The following is a 15,934-nucleotide window of genomic DNA, read 5'->3' as shown; positions in this document are numbered from 1 at the left end:
AACTGTTCCTACAATCGAAACACGAGCTACCTATCACGGTAGCATACGTCCATTCTTTAGAACAGTCGAAGGCTGACGTGGAACGACGCGAGGGCCAATGGGGATCGTGGTTGTTGGCTCTGGTCACGGTGTGGTTGCGGATGAGTGCTGTGGCTGTCGAAGGATGACGAACGCGTCGATGAGTCAGCCGTCAAGGAACGGCCTGGAGACTATGACGAGGCGTCGTGAGCGGCATCCGGTGGTATCGGTATTACCTCATATAGCGGGCACAGAACCGCGGCTTCGACGGGCGGCTGAGACCAGCCGCAGCAACGCTCGTAGGGTTGAGCGTCGTCACATGCTCGGATAGCGGGTGTAAACCCCGGTCCACGGGGTGCATATGTGGGTTCAGGTGGAAGTGCAAGAAGAAGCGGTGTGAGGGTCACCCGTTGATAGGGCGCCCCTCACACCGCTGATTTCAATGCGACGTCGCGAGTGAGTCGAGGTAGTTTTGCACCTCTCGTCGTTCACTGCTGGTCAGGGAGTCGTCAGTGAAGCTAACCACGATCCAATTCGACTGGTATGCGTCAGGTGCACTTTCGGCAAAGCCATGGGCATCCGCGCGTGTCGAGAACTTGAGGATCTCGGCGTGATCGGCACTGTAGGCCTGAACGCAGCCAGACTTGTCTGCGCACAGTCGAGTCGTGTCCTCGCGCATACCCTCAAGCGCCACTATCTCCGTCCCACTGTGTGTGAGATCGGCCAGATTGATGTCCTGACGGGTATCTCGTGACACCAGCGTGACGACGGCGACGACTATGAAGATCAGCAACGCAACGCCCGCGAGCGAGGCTGCGATCACCCATCCTAGACGTCTGGATCGCTTAGCTGCACTCACCTCCTGCACTTTACGGCCAGTTGCACTTGTAGGGGTAAGCCCCGCCATCTACAAGCCAGTTCGGGCGGTTGGCTCGCGTACCTTCGAGATCCCAGGTTGGTCCGCCGGTCACAGGCGTGTAGGCGCCGACAACGTGGCATTCGAACTGCTGGTGATACGTGGCTTTTGTTCGAGAGAGCGGAGCCTTGTTCGCCCATTCGTCCCACCCGGCTGTCTTCATGATGGTCTGGCCGATCGCCCAACCACCAACCGCAACACCGGACTGAACGGCCGTTCCCCATGCGGTCGGGGTTCCTGTGATCTTCTGCGTGCTGCTGTTCTGATAAACCGGACCGAACAACGCGGCGCCAAGCCAGGGGTCCGCAACGACTGGATACTCAAAGCTCGCCGACGTGTGGTCGACGACTTGCACCAAAGTGTTCCCTCGCAAGTCATAGTGTGTCGGAACCTGAGCGCCCGTCGCGTCAACGGCCCACGGCGGCGCAACACCCAGAACCAGCGTCTCTCCGCTGGTCACGAGAACTACCCCCGAGTCATCGATTGAGATCGCAGCGTCGTCCGGGAGACTCAGGCCGTAAGAGAACTCTTGCGGCGCAGCCGCCGACGCGATGATGGTGGTCACCTGCACGCTGCCATCGTTCTTGACGACCGGCACTGTGGTCGTGCCGTTGCCATTGTTAAACGCCACAACCCCAGGCTCAAGCACTTCTGCCTTTGCTTTGACATCAGAGAAGGGCAACAGCACGTCTGCGCCACCGATCTGCAGCGGCGTCCCCGACTCGGCGGGAACGGTTACCTGAACATCGCCTTCCGTGGCCTGGACAGCGCCATCGCTGGTCAGACGCGTCGCCGAACTGACGTTTTCCAGAACGTCCGACGCTTCTCCTATCTGAGCGTGATCTTGAACCGTAACCGTCTCCAACGCCTGTAGCGGATCAGGCTCTCCTTCCTCGGCATGCGCACCTGCGGGAACCATGACGGCCGCCAGCACGGCGGCGAGCGTCGCCGCCGCTACCGTGACCTTTCTTCTGCCTCCGGTTGTCGTCTTCACTGTTCTTCCTCCGATCGATGTAATGAGAATGATTCTCGCTCTCATCATGCCCCGGTCTGATGGATTTCGAAAGGGCGAGTTCGCGTCGCATGATCACTCCGATAGAGGAACTGAAGGTCGCAGTAGCTGGGCAGCATTGACCTCTGCCATGTGCTAACTCATGTGCTACCGACCGCGTAGGCATGCGTATCGCGGTGGAGTTATCCACAGGTGGGTCTCGCTACAACCGCGGAATCATGCGGCAGAACGCCGATCCACGATCCTGCACGCGAGGGGGAACTGGTCAGTTCAAGTCCCCCTCCGCGCACAGTATGAAGAAGGCTCCTGGAAACAGGAGCCTTCTTCGTTTCCTCACAGCCCCCGGTAGCCGAACACGGCGAGGCCCAGGAAGAGGACCGCGGCGAGCAGGAGAAGCACCATGAGTGCCCCGCGATAGTCCCATGCCATCGCTTTGGCATAGAAACCGGTCACCCGCTCTGTGAGCGTCGGCATCCTGGACCAGACCCACACGAGCGCCACGAACGGAGCGGCGAGACCGATGAGGAGGATGCCGTAGGCGACAGGACGCAGGACGACGTCTGTGGTGAGAGTGGTGATCAGGCGTGCCGTCAGATACATGATCGGCAGCGTGGTGAATCCGATGCAGGCACTGATTCCGAGAAAGAAGTAGCCGTACGCGGAAGAGCGCGGCTTCGATGTCTTGGGGGTCTTGGAGGTCTTGGAGGTCTTGGAGGTCTTGGAGGTCTTAGCTCGAAGGGCGGGAGCGCGGATCTTCCAGACGATCACCAGGACCGCCGAGATGATGAAGGCGGCAGCGACCACCACGTCAACCGTACGATTGACCAGTGCCGCATCGACGCGACCACGAAATGCCGCCACGATGTTCGTCGGATCGAAGCTGTGGAAGATGAACAGGAGCACCGTCGCTCCCGCGGCGAGCCCGATCAGCATCCAGGCCAGCCGTTGTGACACCTTTACGTTTCGCGCCAGCATGTCGGCTGTTGCGGCGTACAACGTGGGGTTGAGGCCCATCGCAAGGCCGAAGCCGAAGAGTGTCAGGATCCCGGTGCCCCACCGGAAGATCTCGCCCACGCTCAGACCGCGCCGACGCCGAAAACGAGCCCCAGCGCATAGGTGATGGCTGCGGCACCGAATCCGATCGCCAGCTGGCGCAGGGCACGCCGCAGCGGCGGGCCGCCCGAGAGGACACCGACGGTCGCCCCGGTGGCGAGCAGAGCGATGCCGACCAGCAGGAGCGCGACGAGGATCGCCGTGAGGCCGGACAGGCCGAAGATCCAGGGCAGGACAGGGATGATCGCACCTGATGAGAACAGCAGGAAGCTCGAGATCGCGGCCGCCCAGTCGCTCCCGATGATGTCGTTATCGTTCGACCCTGCGTGGGCGCGGATCGGCCCGGTCGCTGTCCGTCGCACGCCCTCCTGCGCAGCAGCGATGATGCGCCGAGAACGTGCGAGTGCCTCGGACTGGTCTATGCCGCGTGCGCGATAGACGAGCGCCAGCTCGTTCTCGTCGATGTCGAGGTCGCCCGCCGACAGCGCCGCGTCTTCGTTCGCCTCGGTCGATGCCAGCAACTCGCGCTGCGAGCGAACCGAGACGAACTCCCCCGCCCCCATCGACAGCGCGCCTGCGAGAAGTCCTGCGATGCCGCTGAACAACACGAAGCTCGACGCGACACCGGTCGCCCCGATCCCCAGCACGAGGGCGAGGTTGCTGACGAGTCCATCATTCGCGCCGAACACCGCGGCCCGGAAAGATCCCGAGAGTCGACGGCGGCCGCGTGCGGCGAGGCCGCGTACGACCTCGTAGTGGATCTTCTCATCCGCACGCATTGCGGGAGTCGCGTACTTCTCGGTCTCGTAGGGTGAGCGGGCCTCCGCGCTCTGCGCGAGCACGAGCACGAAGATCGATCCGAATCGACCAGCCATCCAGCCGAGCATCCGCGAGTGCAGGCCGGCACGCGGGAGGCGGGCCGGTTCGCCACCGAGCAGATCGAGCCAGTGCTGCTCGTGGCGCCGCTCGGCGTCGGCAAGGCTCTGCAGGATCTGCTGTTCCTCGCCGGACTTTCGAGAGGCGAGCTTCTGGTAGACAAGGCCCTCCGCACGCTCCTCCACGAGGTAGCGCGCCCAACGACGTCGATCTGCTTCGGTCGGCTCTGCTGTGGCCGGCACGCTCATGTTTCCTCCGGATCGGATGTGTTCGGGCGTCTTCAACGGTATCGGCGGAGATCACTCGCAACGTCCGAAAAGCGCGGATTGCCAGTATTTCGGGGGTCCTAAGGCGCCGGCCCCTTCGACGGGCTCAGGGACCGGGCGCGGCTCAAGGACCCTTCGACAGGCTCAGGGACCGGGATCAGGAGCGGACGCGCTTGCGGAGGACGTCGATGCGGGACTGGAGCTGAGTCACGGTCGCCTGAGCGACTGCCGGTCCGCCGCAGATCCGGCGCAGCTCGGCGTGGACGGCGCCGTGCGGCTCGCCCGCTTGACGTGCGTAGAGACCGACCAGGCTGTTCAGCAGCTGTCGCTGTTCACGCAGGGTGCGGTGCAGCGGCTGCGGCAGAGTCGTGACCGTGTCGGGACCCGCCTGGGCTTCACGCGCTTCACGAAGTCGGGACTGCCGCGACTGGCGCTGCATCAGCAGTTCATGCACGTGCTCGGGCTCGAGGAGACCGGGAATTCCGATGAACTCCTCCTCCTCGGGTGTTCCCGGTTCGGCTAGTTCACCGAACTCCCGACCCTCGAAGACCACGCGATCGAAGTGTGCGAGGGAAGAGATCGCCTGATAGCTGAACTCCTGCGTCAGAGCATCCGAAGCCTCTTCCTCGCGGTTCGCGCTCTCCAGCAGCGAGTCGTCGAGTCCGTCGTCGTCCTGGGTCTGCCTGTCCAGGGCATGATCGCGCTGCTTCTCGAGCTCGTTCGCGAGGCCCATGAGGACGGGCACGTTCGGCAGGAAAACGCTCGCTGCCTCGCCACGGCGCCGCGCCCGCACGAAGCGCCCAATCGCCTGCGCGAAGAACAGCGGCGTCGAGGATGACGTCGCATAGACGCCAACGGCGAGACGCGGAACATCCACGCCCTCGGAGACCATGCGCACAGCGACCATCCACCGGCTGCCGTCTTCGCTGAACCGCTCGATCCGCTCCGAGGATGTCGCGTCGTCCGAGAGCACGACCGTGGGACGCTGTCCGGTGATGCTGTGCAGAATCTTCGCGTACGCACGGGCGACGGTCTGATCGGTCGCGAGCACCAGTCCCCCGGCATCCGGAACATGATGGCGGATCTCGGTGAGCCGACGGTCGGCGGCGGAGAGCACAGCCGGCATCCACTCCCCTTCGGGGTCGAGAGCCGTGCGCCATGCCTGCGACGTGACGTCTTTGGTGTTGTCCTGGCCGAGGTGGGCCTCGAGCTCATCGCCAGCGCTGGTGCGCCAGCGCATCTTGCCGGAATACATGTGGAACAGCACAGGGCGCACGACGCCATCGGCGAGGGCTCGGCCGTATCCGTACCCGTAGTCGGTGGTCGAGATGCGGGCGCCCGACTCGTCGGGCGCATACGTCACGAACGGGATGGGCGCGGTGTCGCTGCGAAACGGTGTGCCCGATAGCGACAGGCGTCGCTTCGCCGGCGCGTACGCATCGCGGATCGCGTCTCCCCAGCTCAGCGCGTCGCCACCGTGATGCACCTCGTCGAGGATCACCAGCGTGTTGGCATCTTCGGTCAGATGGCGATGAACCGATGACTTCGCCGCGACCTGCGCATACGTGACCACAACGCCGTGGTACTGACGCGACGGTGCCCAGTGGCTGTTTCGGAAGCGCGGGTCGAGGCGGATGTGCACGCGAGCCGCAGCATCGGCCCACTGCGTCTTCAGATGCTCGGTCGGCGCGACGACGATGATGCGGTTCACCTCGCCCATCCGCAGCAGTTCGACAGCGAGGGTGAGTGCGAAAGTCGTCTTACCGGCGCCGGGGGTTGCCGCGACGAGGAAGTCTCTCTGGTCGCGCGTGAAGTAAAGGTCGAGTGCCTCTCGCTGCCAAGCACGGAGCTTGTCAGCCGTCCCCCAAGGGGCGCGCTGGGGATAGGACGGAGAGAGCATCAGATCAAGGGTAATCCTTGCCACCGACGTCGCTCGCCCGTTGTCCGAAAGCGCCGCACGCCGGTAGGCTCGGTCACTGCGCGAGCGGCACGGCCGATCCCGCGCGAGTCGAAGGAGAGCATGATGAGCAGTCAGGAATCCTCCCGAACCCCCCACGTCGAAAACGACGGTCCGCACCCGTGGCACCGGTTCGTGGCGATCGGCGATTCGTTCACCGAGGGCATCGGAGATCCTGACGCGAATGCCCCCGGCGGCAATCGCGGCTGGGCGGATCGCGTCGCCGAGGTCCTCACCGCGCAGGTCGATGACTTCGCCTATGCGAACCTCGCCGTGCGCGGCAAGCTCATCGCCCAGATTGTGGCTGATCAGATCGAGCCCGCGGTAGCGCTGCATCCCGACCTCGTCACACTCTGCGCCGGCGGCAACGACGTGATCCGGCCGGGAACCGATCCCGACCACATCGCCGAACAGCTCGATGATGCGGTCTCCCGCCTCGCTTCCACCGGCGCAGCGATCGTCCTGTTCACGGGGATCGACACCGCATTCACGCCGGTTTTCCGCACGTTCCGGGGCAAGATCGCGATCTACAACGAGAATATCCGTGCGATCGCGGAACGGCACGACTGCATCGTCGCCGACCAGTGGGCGCTGAAGACGGTGCAGGATCTCCGCTTCTTCGCTGACGATCGGCTGCATTTCAATGCGCTGGGCCATCACGAAGTCGCACGCATGGTGTTGCGCGCTCTGAACGTGCCGAACGATCTGCAGTCGATGCAGCCCGACCCGCTGCCGGCGCGCACCTGGCGCGAAGCACGTGCCGAGGACCTGGGCTGGGCCCGTGAGCACCTCATGCCGTGGGTGCTGCGCCGCCTGCGGCATCAGTCCTCCGGCGATCTCGTGAGCGCCAAGCGCCCCGAGGCTTCCCCGGTGATCGTCGTCTCCGACGAGCAGTAGGCCGCGGGCCCGGCCTACTTCGTCGCGTGAAAGGCAACGGCAGAGGATGCCGCGACGTTCAGCGAGTCCACCCCGCCCATCATCGGGATCGTGACGCGGCGGTCGACGGCGGTATCCGTCGCAGGCAACAGGCCGTGCCCCTCGTTGCCGAATACGAGTGCGAGCCGCTCGTGGTCTTCGGCGACGAGGTCGTCCAAGGTGATGGCATCCGCACCGAGCGTCAGACCCGCCACGACGTAGCCGGCGTCCCGCAGCGTGCCGATCGCGTCTGGCCAGGACGAAGCACGCGTCCACGGCACCTGGAACACGGTCCCCATCGAGACGCGGATCGCGCGGCGATAGAGCGGGTCGGCGCAGTTCGGCGTGACGAGTACGGCGTCGACGCCGAAGGCCGCGGCAGATCGGAATCCGGCCCCGATGTTGGCATGGTCGAACACGTCCTCGAAGATCGCGATGCGGCTCCGCACACCCGCCGAGTGCGCACCCGCCGCCCGCACATCGCGCAAAAGTGCTTCGATGCCGGGCAGTTCCGGCCGCCGCATCGATGCGAGCGCGCCGCGATGCACGGCGAACCCGGTGACCTGCTCGATGACGGCATCCGGTGCGACGTACACCGGCACATCCTGGTCCCCCAGAATCTCACTGATTCGGGCGAGCCGACGCTCCTGCACCAGCACAGATCGTGGCGCATGGCCGCTGCCGACTGCGCGCTCGATCACCGTCACCGACTCGGCGATGTAGAGCCCCTGCTCGGGTTCGTGCACACGACGCAGCGCCGTATCGGTGAGGTTCCGGTAGTCGGCGAGCCGCGGGTCGGATGCGTCGGCGACGTGCTCGATGTGCATGCAGACAACTCTGCCATCGCCGCTCACCCGTACAGCACTGCCCGTAGACTCGTCGAGGAGGTTTCGTGACTGCGACGATCACTGCCGAGCTCGCTGCCGGCATCGCCGAGGCGGCTGACCTCCTCCGCGGACGCCGAATCGCGTTTCTCACCGGTGCCGGCATCTCCACAGACTCCGGCATTCCCGCCTACCGTGGCGAGGGCTCGCGCACGCGTGCCGATCCGATGACCGGGCAGCGTTACCTGGCCGACGAAGCGGCACGCCGCCGGTACTGGGTCGGTGGGCATCTCGGGTGGCGCGCATTCGCATCAGCGCAGCCGAACAGCGGACACATCGCGCTCGCCGAGATGGAACGCGCCGGGATAGCCAGTGGTGTGGTGACCCAGAACGTCGATGGGCTGCACCTGCGCGCCGGCAGCTCGCGCGTCGTCGAAGTGCACGGAACGATGCGGCGCGTCCTGTGTCTGCACTGCGGTCAGGTCTTCGACAGACGGGACATCGCGGTCCAGATCGAAGAGCAAAACCCCTGGATTGCCATCCCCGAGAACATCGCGCTCAACCCCGACGGCGACGTCGCCCCGGAAACCACCGAGAACTTCGTGATTCCTTCCTGCACGGTGTGCGGAGGGATGCTGAAACCCGATGTCGTGTTCTTCGGCGAATTCGTTCCGGTCGATCGGTTCCGTGCCGCCGAGTCGCTGCTGCGCAGCAGTGACGCCTTGATCGTGGCAGGCTCCTCGCTTGTCGTGAACTCCGGTGTGCGGCTCGTCGAGCGCGCCCGTCGCCGCGGCATCCCTCTCGTCATCGTCAATCGCGAACCCACCCGCGCCGACCCGTGGGCGCACGCTGTGCTCGCCGGCGGCACCGGCGACGTTCTTCCGACGCTCAAGGAGCTCCTGCAGTGACCCTCATCACTCTCGTCCGCCACGGCCAGACCGACTGGAACGTCGCCCGACGCATCCAGGGATCCACCGACATCCCGCTGAACGACACCGGACGTTCGGATGCTCTCGCTGCAGCCGAGCTGCTCAGCGACAGCACCCATCACGTGATCTACGCCAGTCCCCTGGTGCGTGCACACGAGACCGCACGCATCATTGCCTCCCGCCTCGACCTCGCCGCCCCGGAGACGGCGCATGACCTGCGCGAGCGCGAGTTCGGCGAGGGTGAGGGGCTGCTCGTCGAGGAGTACCTCGAGCGCTTCACGAACTGGCACGGCGCACCGTCCGGCGCCGAGTCGCTGGAAACCGTCCGCGACCGTGCGCTCGCCGCTCTGGATGTCATCGCCCGCGACTCACGGCGCCGCTCCGCACCCGTCGCCGAATCGGTCATCGTGGTGACCCACGGTGGCGTGATCCGATCACTGTTGAATCACGCCACCGGCGGCACTCTGCCCCGCGAGGGTGAGATGCTGCGCAACGGCTCGGCGTACCGGTTCGAGGCAGCGCCGGGGCTGCTGCGCTTGCTCGAGCCGATTTCGAGCTAGCTCCGCGCCGTCACTGCTCGGGCGTGACGAAGCAGCGGCTCATCGATCATGCGCCCACGGAATCGGAATACGCCCCGCTCCCCCTCCGCGGCAACGAGCACATCACGTGCCCAGGCAATGGTCTCGGCATCCGGAGCGTAGGCCGCACGAATCGTCGCCACCTGCCGGGGGTGGATGCACGCCGTCGCGCGGAAACCGGATGCCGCAGCGTCCTCCGCCTCCGTCGCGAGCCCCTGCACGTCGTCGATGTCGATATGCACGGCATCGATGGCAGCTTTTGCGTGCGCGCCCGCTTCCAGAAGCACGCGGGAGCGCGCGTAGCGCGCCGCGTCCCGGTATCGGCCATCGCTGTGCCGGCTGGATGTGCCGCCGAGGGAGGCGATGAGATCCTCTGCACCCCACATCAGCGCGGTGACACGGTCATGGGCCGCGATTCTCGCAGCTGCGCTCACTCCACGTGCCGTCTCGCACAGTGCGATCACGGAGAACGACGCGTCGAACTCGTCGAGCACGGCTGGATCCTCGGCCTTCGCGACCATCACCGTGCGGAACGGCGATGCCTCGAGCATGGCGAGGTCGGGCGCGAAGTCGGCCGTGCCGGGAGCATTCACACGGACGATCACGCGTGCTGGGTCGAGATCGGATGCCGCGACGTTCGCCCGAGCGGCGGACTTGGCGGCAGGAGCAACAGCATCCTCAAGGTCGAGGATGACGGCATCCGCCCGCTCCGCGGCCTTCACGAATCGCTCCGGACGGTCAGCGGGGCAGAACAGCAATGCCGGTCCGAGTGCGAACTCCATCAGTCCTCCTGGGGTGCGCAGTGCATGAGCGCCGTGCGCGTTGCGGTCGCGACGACGACGCCGTCCTGGTTGCGCCCGATGTGCGCGATCGTGCAGATCCCCTGTCCCGGGCGGGACTTCGACAGGCGCTTCTCGGTGACGGTGCTCTCGGTGTAGAGCGTGTCGCCAGCGAAAAGCGGGTGCGGGAAGGTGATGTCACCGAGCCCCAGCTGAGCGACGAGCGTGCCCTGGGTGAGCTGTGCGACAGATGCACCCACCATCGTCGACAGAGTCCACATCGAGTTCATCAGCCGCTGTCCGAATTCCTGCGACCCGGCGAATGCCGCATCCAGGTGCAACGCCTGCGTGTTCATGGTGAGGGTGGTGAACAGCACGTTGTCGGCCTCTGTGGCCGTGCGCCCCGGACGGTGCAGGTAACGCGCGCCGACCTCGAACTCCTCGAAGTAGAGTCCCCGTTGCACGATGTCTGTCATACCAGCCCCAATCCTCGGGCGATCACCAGCAGCTGCACCTCGGTCGTGCCCTCACCGATCTCGAGGATCTTCGAGTCACGATAGTGCCGCCCCACGGCGAACTCGTTCATGAAGCCGTTGCCGCCGAAGATCTGAGTGGCGTCGCGCGCGTTGTCCATGGCGGCGTCTCCCGCGATGAGCTTGGCAATGGCGGCCGCCTCGGCGAAAGGCTTGCCGGCATCACGCAGGCGCGCCGCATGGTGCCAGGCGAGTCGTGCCGAGTGCACGCGGGCGCGCATGCGCGCCATGGTGAACTGGGCGTTCTGCCGTGTGCTGAGAGCTGCACCGAAAACGGTGCGGCTCTTGGCGTACTCGATTGATGCTTCCAGGCAGCCTTCCGCCGCACCCGTTGCCAGGGCTGCGATCGCGATCCGCCCCTCGTCGAGGATGCTGAGGAAGTTCTTGAATCCCGTGCCGCGCTCACCGACCAGGTTGCTCGCCGGCACCCGTGCGCCGTCGAAGGTCAGCGGGTGGGTGTCGGAGGCGTGCCAGCCGACCTTGTCGTACGGTGCCTCGACCGTGAACCCCGCAGTTCCGTTCGGAACGATGATCGTCGAGATCTCCTTGCGTCCCTCGTTCATACCGGTGACAGCGGTGACGGTGACGAAGCGCGTGATCGGAGTGCCGGAGTTCGTGATGAACTGCTTCGATCCGTCGATCACCCACTCGTCGCCGTCCAGACGTGCGGTCGTCCGCGTGGCACCCGCGTCGCTTCCTGCCTCTGGCTCGGTGAGGCCGAACCCGGCCAGTGCACGGCCGGCGAGCAGATCGGGAAGCAGCTCTTCCCGCTGTCCGTCGTTGCCGAACCGGAAGATCGGCATGGCGCCCAGGCTCACCCCGGCTTCGAGCGTGATGGCGATCGACTGGTCGACGCGGCCGAGCGCTTCGATCGCAAGTCCGAGCGCCATGTAGTCGCCGCCTTGACCGCCGTACTGCTCGGGGAACGGCAGACCGAACAGTCCTAGTTCGCCCATCTGAGCGACGACGTCCATCGACAGCGTCTTCGTCCGGTCGGCCTCGTACGCCTGCGGGGCGACGACGGTGTCGGCGAAGTCCCGCACCATCGCGCTGAGTTCGAGTTCCTCATCGGTGAGGTCGATGGTCATGATGCTCCTTCTGTGGTTTCGGTCACTGTCGTCGCAGTCACCGTGGCTACGGTCTGGCCGCGTCGGGTCTGATCGCCGACGGCGACCATCAGGTGCACGGTGCCGTCGTGCGGTGCGAGTACCGGATGCTCCATCTTCATCGCCTCGATCGAGACGAGCGGGTCACCCGCGGCAACCGTCGCACCATCTGCGACGTGCACGGCGACGATGTTGCCCGGCATGGGTGCGCGCGCTTCTGGGCTGGTCTCTGCCGCGGCCGGCCGCTGCGCGGCGAGGCGGTGCTTCATTCGGGCACGACGATCCAGTGGACGCAGCCGCACGGAGGACCCGCCCTCGCTGATCCACACCGCCCCGTCCGCATCTTCTGCCGCAGGAAGGGTTGCTGCGGCATCCGCCTCGCCTACGGCATCCACAAGCACGTCGTCATCCGTCAGGAACGCGGCTTCTCGCGCCGCGGCATCCGTCAGCGCGGTCCACACGCCGCCCGCCCGACGAGACACCACTTCCGGCGCGAGACCCCACGCCTGCGATGGTGTCTCGCGCAGAAGGTGATGTCTCGCGGCGGCGACCATGCGCGGCGACACCGCGGCGGGCGCTACGGGCAACAGCGTTTCGATCAGGGCGGTGTCCAGGTCGCCGGCGACCACGCGCTCATTCGTCACCAGCGTGCGCAGGAACGCGATGTTCGTGTCCACGCCGAGGATGACGGTCTGCGCGAGTGCCGCGTCGAGCTGCGCGAGCGCCGCCTTCCGATCCGGCCCGTGCGCGACGACCTTGGCAATCATCGGGTCGTAGAACCCGGTCACCTCGCTCCCCGCCTCGATCGCGGCATCCACGCGCACGCCAGCGGGGGCGTCGAAGCGGAGCACGGTTCCCGTCGACGGCAGGAAGCCGCGCTCGGGCGACTCCGCGTAGATCCGCGCCTCGACCGCGTGGCCGGTGACGGGAGGTGCGGCAGGAAGCGCCTCCCCCGCGGCGACCGAGAGCTGCAGCGCGACGAGATCGAGACCGGTGACCGCCTCCGTAACGGGATGCTCGACCTGCAGCCGCGTGTTCATCTCGATGAAGAAGAAGTCTTCCGGCGCGTCCGCATCGACGAGGAACTCGACCGTACCCGCGCCGACGTAAGACACGCTCTCGGCGGCACGCACCGCCGCGTCGAACAACCGCTCGCGCACACCATCGGGAAGCCCGGCGGACGGTGCTTCTTCGATCACCTTCTGGTGCCTGCGCTGCAGAGTGCACTCGCGCTCGCCGAGGGCGATAATGGTGCCGGATGCGTCGCCGAAGACCTGCACCTCGATGTGGCGCGGGCGGGCGATCAGCCGTTCGAGCAGCAGCGAGTCGTCGGAGAAGGCTGCCTTCGCGATCCGTCGGGCCGAGGAGAGCGCCGCATCCAGGTGTGTCTCATCCGAGACCACCTCCATGCCCTTTCCGCCACCGCCGGCGCTGGGCTTGACGAGCAGCGGATAGCCGACCTGAGCGGCACGCACGGATATCTGGTCGTCGGAGAGTCCGGTGGCATCGAAACCGGGGACGACGGGCACGCCGCGTGCCGCGACCTGCTCGCGGGCGGCGGACTTGTCGCCCATGATCTTCAGCGCCTCGATCGACGGACCGATGAACACGACGCCAGCGCTCGCACAGGCCTCAGCCAGCGCGACGCTCTCGGAGAGGAACCCGTATCCGGGATGAATTGCCTGGGCTCCGCTCTCGTGCGCCGCCTGCATGACAGCATCCACATCGAGGTACGACTCGGATGCCGGCGATGGGCCGATCCGTACCGCGATATCCGCTTCGCGAACGTGTGGAGCATCGGCGTCCGCGTCACTGTACACGGCGACGCTGCGCAGATTCTGCGCACGCAGCGTCCGGATGATGCGGCGCGCGATCTCACCGCGGTTGGCGACGAGCACTGTCTGGAAAGTCATGGTCACATCCTGAAGACGCCGAAGCGCGGTTCGGGCAGCGGGCTGCGGGCTATGACGTCGAGCGCGAGACCGAGGCGGTCCCGCGTCTCGTCGGGGTCGATGATTCCGTCATCCCAGAGCCGCGCGGTCGCGTAATACGGCTCGCCCTGGGTCTCGTACTGGGACTTGATCGGCTCTTCGAAGGCGGCACGCTCCTTTGAGGTCCACGACTCGCCCCGGGCGGTGAGCTGATCATCTTTGACAGTCGCCAGCACGGATGCCGCCTGGTTGCCACCCATCACTGAGATGCGGCTTGCCGGCCACGTCCACAGGAAACGTGGTGAGTAGGCGCGACCGCACATCGAGTAGTTCCCGGCGCCGAACGAACCGCCGATGATGACGGTGAGCTTGGGGACGCGCGTGGTCGCGACTGCCGTGACCATCTTCGCCCCGTCCTTTGCGATACCACCCGCCTCAGCGTCGGAACCGACCATGAACCCGGTGATGTTCTGCAAGAACAGCAACGGGATGCCGCGCTGGTCGCACAGCTCGATGAAGTGCGCCCCCTTGAGCGCCGACTCGCTGAACAGCACACCGTTGTTGGCGACGATTCCGATCGGGTGCCCGTGAAGGCGAGCGAACCCCGTGACCAGCGTCGTGCCGTACTCGGTCTTGAACTCGCGGAACGAGTCGCCGTCGACGAGCCTCGCGATGACCTCGTGCACGTCATAGGCCGCATTCACGTCGACGGGCACGACGTCGTAGAGGCTGGATTCCTCCTCCGGAGCACGGGATGCGCTGATCTCCCACGCCGGCTCGGCTGGGGCGGGCAGAGTCTCCACGATGTCGCGCAGAATCTCCAGCGCGTGCTCGTCGTCCTCGGCGACGTGATCGACGACTCCCGAGCGCCGCGCGTGGAGCTCACCGCCGCCGAGTTCTTCCGCCGTGACGATCTCGCCGATTGCGGCTTTGACCAGCGGCGGTCCGCCCAGGAAGATCGTGCCCTGGCCTCGCACGATGACCGTCTCATCGCTCATGGCCGGCACATATGCTCCGCCGGCGGTGCACGAACCGAGGACGGCGGCGAGCTGCGGAATGCGCTCGGCACTCATCCGCGCCTGGTTGAAGAAGATGCGTCCGAAGTGGTCGCGGTCGGGGAACACCTCGTCCTGCTTCGGGAGGAACGCTCCGCCCGAGTCGACGAGGTACAGGCACGGGAGGCGGTTCTCCAGGGCGATCTCCTGCGCACGCAGATGCTTCTTGACCGTCATCGGCAAATAGCTGCCGCCCTTCACCGTGGCGTCGTTGCACAGCACCATCACCTGCCGCCCGTGCACGAGCCCGATGCCGGCGATGACGCCGGCTCCGGGGACTTCTCCCCCGTAGAGGCCATCCGCCGCGAGCGGTGCCACCTCGAGGAACGGGCTCCCCTCATCGAGCAGTCGCCGGATGCGATCACGCGGCAGGAGCTTGCCGCGCGCAACGTGACGCTGGCGAGAGGCTTCCGGTCCCCCGGCGGCCGCGGTGGCCAGCCGCTCGCGCAGCTCGGCTACGAGCGACTCCTGTGTCACTGGCATCGTGATGTCCTCCTCGACTCACTGGATGATTCGTCCACAGTGGCATCCATCATGGATTTTCGGTTACTGTTCACTAACCCGACAATTTAGGTTAGCGAGCGTTAACTGAAATGACAAGCCCTCTCACCGCGCGCGACCGCGCCAAAGCAGAACGCTCCGACGCACTGCTGCACGAAGCTGCTCGACTGTTCGCAGAGCGCGGCTACTCCGGCGTGAGCCTCGAGGACATCGGCACTGCGGTCGGCGTCTCCGGCCCGGCTGTGTACCGTCACTTCAGCGGCAAGCAGGCGCTGTTGGGCGCGGTGCTGATCGAGGTCAGCGAGAATCTCGTCAGCGGCGGAACAGCAGTCGCGGAGGACACCGAGCCGGGTGAAATCAGAATTCGGGCGCTCATCGGGTTCCACGTCGACTTCGCGCTCGGAGCCCCCGACGTCATCCGCGTCCAGGACCGAAACCTCGCCCACCTCTCCGACACCGATCGTGCAACAGTGCGCCGTCTTCAGCGCGAGTACATCGATCTGTGGATCTCGGCGTTGGCACCCTTGCACGATGCGACTGCCGATGAGCTTCGACTGCGCGTGCAGGCCTGCTTCGGTCTCATCAACTCGACGCCCCACAGCACGCGCAGCGCGGCTCGCTCGACCACGTCCACCAAAGCGATCCTCAGCGCGATGGCGCACGCAGCGCTCACCGCCTGAGGATC

The 15,934-nt window shown here is 65.8% G+C and carries 15 protein-coding genes; 4 read left to right on the top strand and 11 right to left on the bottom strand.

All coding sequences use genetic code 11. The features are described 5' to 3' along the window. Positions 1-457: 457 nt before the first annotated feature. The 5 genes from ACTIAO_RS01075 to ACTIAO_RS01055 form a co-directional block, all read right to left on the bottom strand. The gene (locus ACTIAO_RS01075) at positions 458-841 is read right to left on the bottom strand and encodes a hypothetical protein (protein WP_441881800.1); all 384 of its coding nucleotides are present in this window, start codon (positions 839-841) and stop codon (positions 458-460) included. A gap of 46 nt (positions 842-887) precedes the next feature. Beyond that, positions 888-1,928 carry a hypothetical protein gene (locus ACTIAO_RS01070; protein WP_441881803.1) on the bottom strand — a complete coding sequence of 347 codons (1,041 nt, stop codon included), beginning with the start codon at positions 1,926-1,928 and terminating at the stop codon, positions 888-890. Between the two features lie 351 nt (positions 1,929-2,279). Further along, positions 2,280-3,020, bottom strand: a complete 741-nt coding sequence (locus ACTIAO_RS01065; RefSeq protein ID WP_441904487.1) for a hypothetical protein — start codon at positions 3,018-3,020, stop codon at positions 2,280-2,282. A gap of 2 nt (positions 3,021-3,022) precedes the next feature. Next, positions 3,023-4,123, bottom strand: a complete 1,101-nt coding sequence (locus ACTIAO_RS01060; RefSeq protein ID WP_441904486.1) for a VIT1/CCC1 transporter family protein — start codon at positions 4,121-4,123, stop codon at positions 3,023-3,025. Positions 4,124-4,298: 175 nt separating this feature from the next. Then, positions 4,299-6,041 (bottom strand): DEAD/DEAH box helicase, encoded by a 1,743-nt coding sequence (locus ACTIAO_RS01055; protein ID WP_441904485.1) that lies wholly within the window; start codon positions 6,039-6,041, stop codon positions 4,299-4,301. Between the two features lie 123 nt (positions 6,042-6,164). Between ACTIAO_RS01055 and ACTIAO_RS01050 the strand changes: the two genes are divergently transcribed. Further along, positions 6,165-6,995 (top strand): SGNH/GDSL hydrolase family protein, encoded by an 831-nt coding sequence (locus ACTIAO_RS01050; RefSeq protein ID WP_441904484.1) that lies wholly within the window; start codon positions 6,165-6,167, stop codon positions 6,993-6,995. 14 nt (positions 6,996-7,009) lie between these two features. Here the strand turns inward: ACTIAO_RS01050 and ACTIAO_RS01045 are convergent, their stop codons facing one another. After that, on the bottom strand, positions 7,010-7,840 hold the full coding sequence (locus tag ACTIAO_RS01045) for a TrmH family RNA methyltransferase (protein WP_441904483.1): 831 nt from the start codon (positions 7,838-7,840) through the stop codon (positions 7,010-7,012). A 65-nt stretch (positions 7,841-7,905) separates the two neighbouring features. Here ACTIAO_RS01045 and ACTIAO_RS01040 point away from each other — a divergent pair, with 65 nt between their 5' ends. Together ACTIAO_RS01040 and ACTIAO_RS01035 are read left to right on the top strand one after the other, a co-directional pair. After that, a complete protein-coding gene (locus tag ACTIAO_RS01040; protein ID WP_441904482.1) occupies positions 7,906-8,745 on the top strand; it encodes a Sir2 family NAD-dependent protein deacetylase in 840 nt (279 codons plus the stop codon). Continuing rightward, positions 8,742-9,326 (top strand): histidine phosphatase family protein, encoded by a 585-nt coding sequence (locus tag ACTIAO_RS01035; RefSeq protein ID WP_441904481.1) that lies wholly within the window; start codon positions 8,742-8,744, stop codon positions 9,324-9,326. Before ACTIAO_RS01040 ends, ACTIAO_RS01035 begins: the two co-directional genes overlap by 4 nt. Here the strand turns inward: ACTIAO_RS01035 and ACTIAO_RS01030 are convergent. From ACTIAO_RS01030 to ACTIAO_RS01010, 5 genes are read right to left on the bottom strand one after another with little or no spacing between them, the layout of a single operon-like run. Further along, a complete protein-coding gene (locus ACTIAO_RS01030) occupies positions 9,323-10,126 on the bottom strand; it encodes an HpcH/HpaI aldolase/citrate lyase family protein (protein ID WP_441904480.1) in 804 nt (267 codons plus the stop codon). The genes ACTIAO_RS01035 and ACTIAO_RS01030 overlap by 4 nt on opposite strands. Then, positions 10,126-10,599, bottom strand: coding sequence for a MaoC family dehydratase (locus ACTIAO_RS01025; protein ID WP_441904479.1), 474 nt, complete (start codon positions 10,597-10,599; stop codon positions 10,126-10,128). The genes ACTIAO_RS01030 and ACTIAO_RS01025 overlap by 1 nt, the downstream gene beginning before the upstream one ends. Continuing rightward, complete coding sequence (locus ACTIAO_RS01020; RefSeq protein WP_441904478.1) at positions 10,596-11,744, bottom strand: acyl-CoA dehydrogenase family protein; 1,149 nt, start codon at positions 11,742-11,744, stop codon at positions 10,596-10,598. Before ACTIAO_RS01020 ends, ACTIAO_RS01025 begins: the two co-directional genes overlap by 4 nt. Then, positions 11,741-13,675, bottom strand: coding sequence for an acetyl/propionyl/methylcrotonyl-CoA carboxylase subunit alpha (locus ACTIAO_RS01015; protein WP_441904477.1), 1,935 nt, complete (start codon positions 13,673-13,675; stop codon positions 11,741-11,743). Before ACTIAO_RS01015 ends, ACTIAO_RS01020 begins: the two co-directional genes overlap by 4 nt. A 2-nt stretch (positions 13,676-13,677) precedes the next feature. After that, entirely contained in the window at positions 13,678-15,231 is a 1,554-nt protein-coding gene (locus ACTIAO_RS01010) for a carboxyl transferase domain-containing protein (protein WP_441904476.1), read from the bottom strand. A 110-nt stretch (positions 15,232-15,341) separates the two neighbouring features. Here ACTIAO_RS01010 and ACTIAO_RS01005 point away from each other — a divergent pair, with 110 nt between their 5' ends. Next, positions 15,342-15,929, top strand: a complete 588-nt coding sequence (locus ACTIAO_RS01005; RefSeq protein WP_441904475.1) for a TetR/AcrR family transcriptional regulator — start codon at positions 15,342-15,344, stop codon at positions 15,927-15,929. The last annotated feature ends 5 nt before the right edge of the window (positions 15,930-15,934 follow it).

This window comes from Microbacterium sp. (genome assembly GCF_052099035.1).
Lineage (GTDB): Bacteria > Actinomycetota > Actinomycetes > Actinomycetales > Microbacteriaceae > Microbacterium.
The sequence above is the reverse complement of the archived record's forward strand: the minus strand, read 5'-3'. Positions and strand labels throughout refer to the sequence as shown.

Bases quoted from the DNA above. Each gene is read 5' to 3' on its own strand.
- ACTIAO_RS01045 (WP_441904483.1), bottom strand. From the start codon at position 7,840: ATGCACATCGAGCACGTCGCCGACGCATCCGACCCGCGGCTCGCCGAC.
- ACTIAO_RS01030 (WP_441904480.1), bottom strand. From the start codon at position 10,126: ATGGAGTTCGCACTCGGACCGGCATTGCTGTTCTGCCCCGCTGACCGT.
- ACTIAO_RS01015 (WP_441904477.1), bottom strand. From the start codon at position 13,675: ATGACTTTCCAGACAGTGCTCGTCGCCAACCGCGGTGAGATCGCGCGC.
- ACTIAO_RS01005 (WP_441904475.1), top strand. From the start codon at position 15,342: ATGACAAGCCCTCTCACCGCGCGCGACCGCGCCAAAGCAGAACGCTCC.
- ACTIAO_RS01060 (WP_441904486.1), bottom strand. From the start codon at position 4,123: ATGAGCGTGCCGGCCACAGCAGAGCCGACCGAAGCAGATCGACGTCGT.
- ACTIAO_RS01010 (WP_441904476.1), bottom strand. From the start codon at position 15,231: ATGCCAGTGACACAGGAGTCGCTCGTAGCCGAGCTGCGCGAGCGGCTG.
- ACTIAO_RS01050 (WP_441904484.1), top strand. From the start codon at position 6,165: ATGAGCAGTCAGGAATCCTCCCGAACCCCCCACGTCGAAAACGACGGT.
- ACTIAO_RS01055 (WP_441904485.1), bottom strand. From the start codon at position 6,041: ATGCTCTCTCCGTCCTATCCCCAGCGCGCCCCTTGGGGGACGGCTGAC.
- ACTIAO_RS01025 (WP_441904479.1), bottom strand. From the start codon at position 10,599: ATGACAGACATCGTGCAACGGGGACTCTACTTCGAGGAGTTCGAGGTC.
- ACTIAO_RS01020 (WP_441904478.1), bottom strand. From the start codon at position 11,744: ATGACCATCGACCTCACCGATGAGGAACTCGAACTCAGCGCGATGGTG.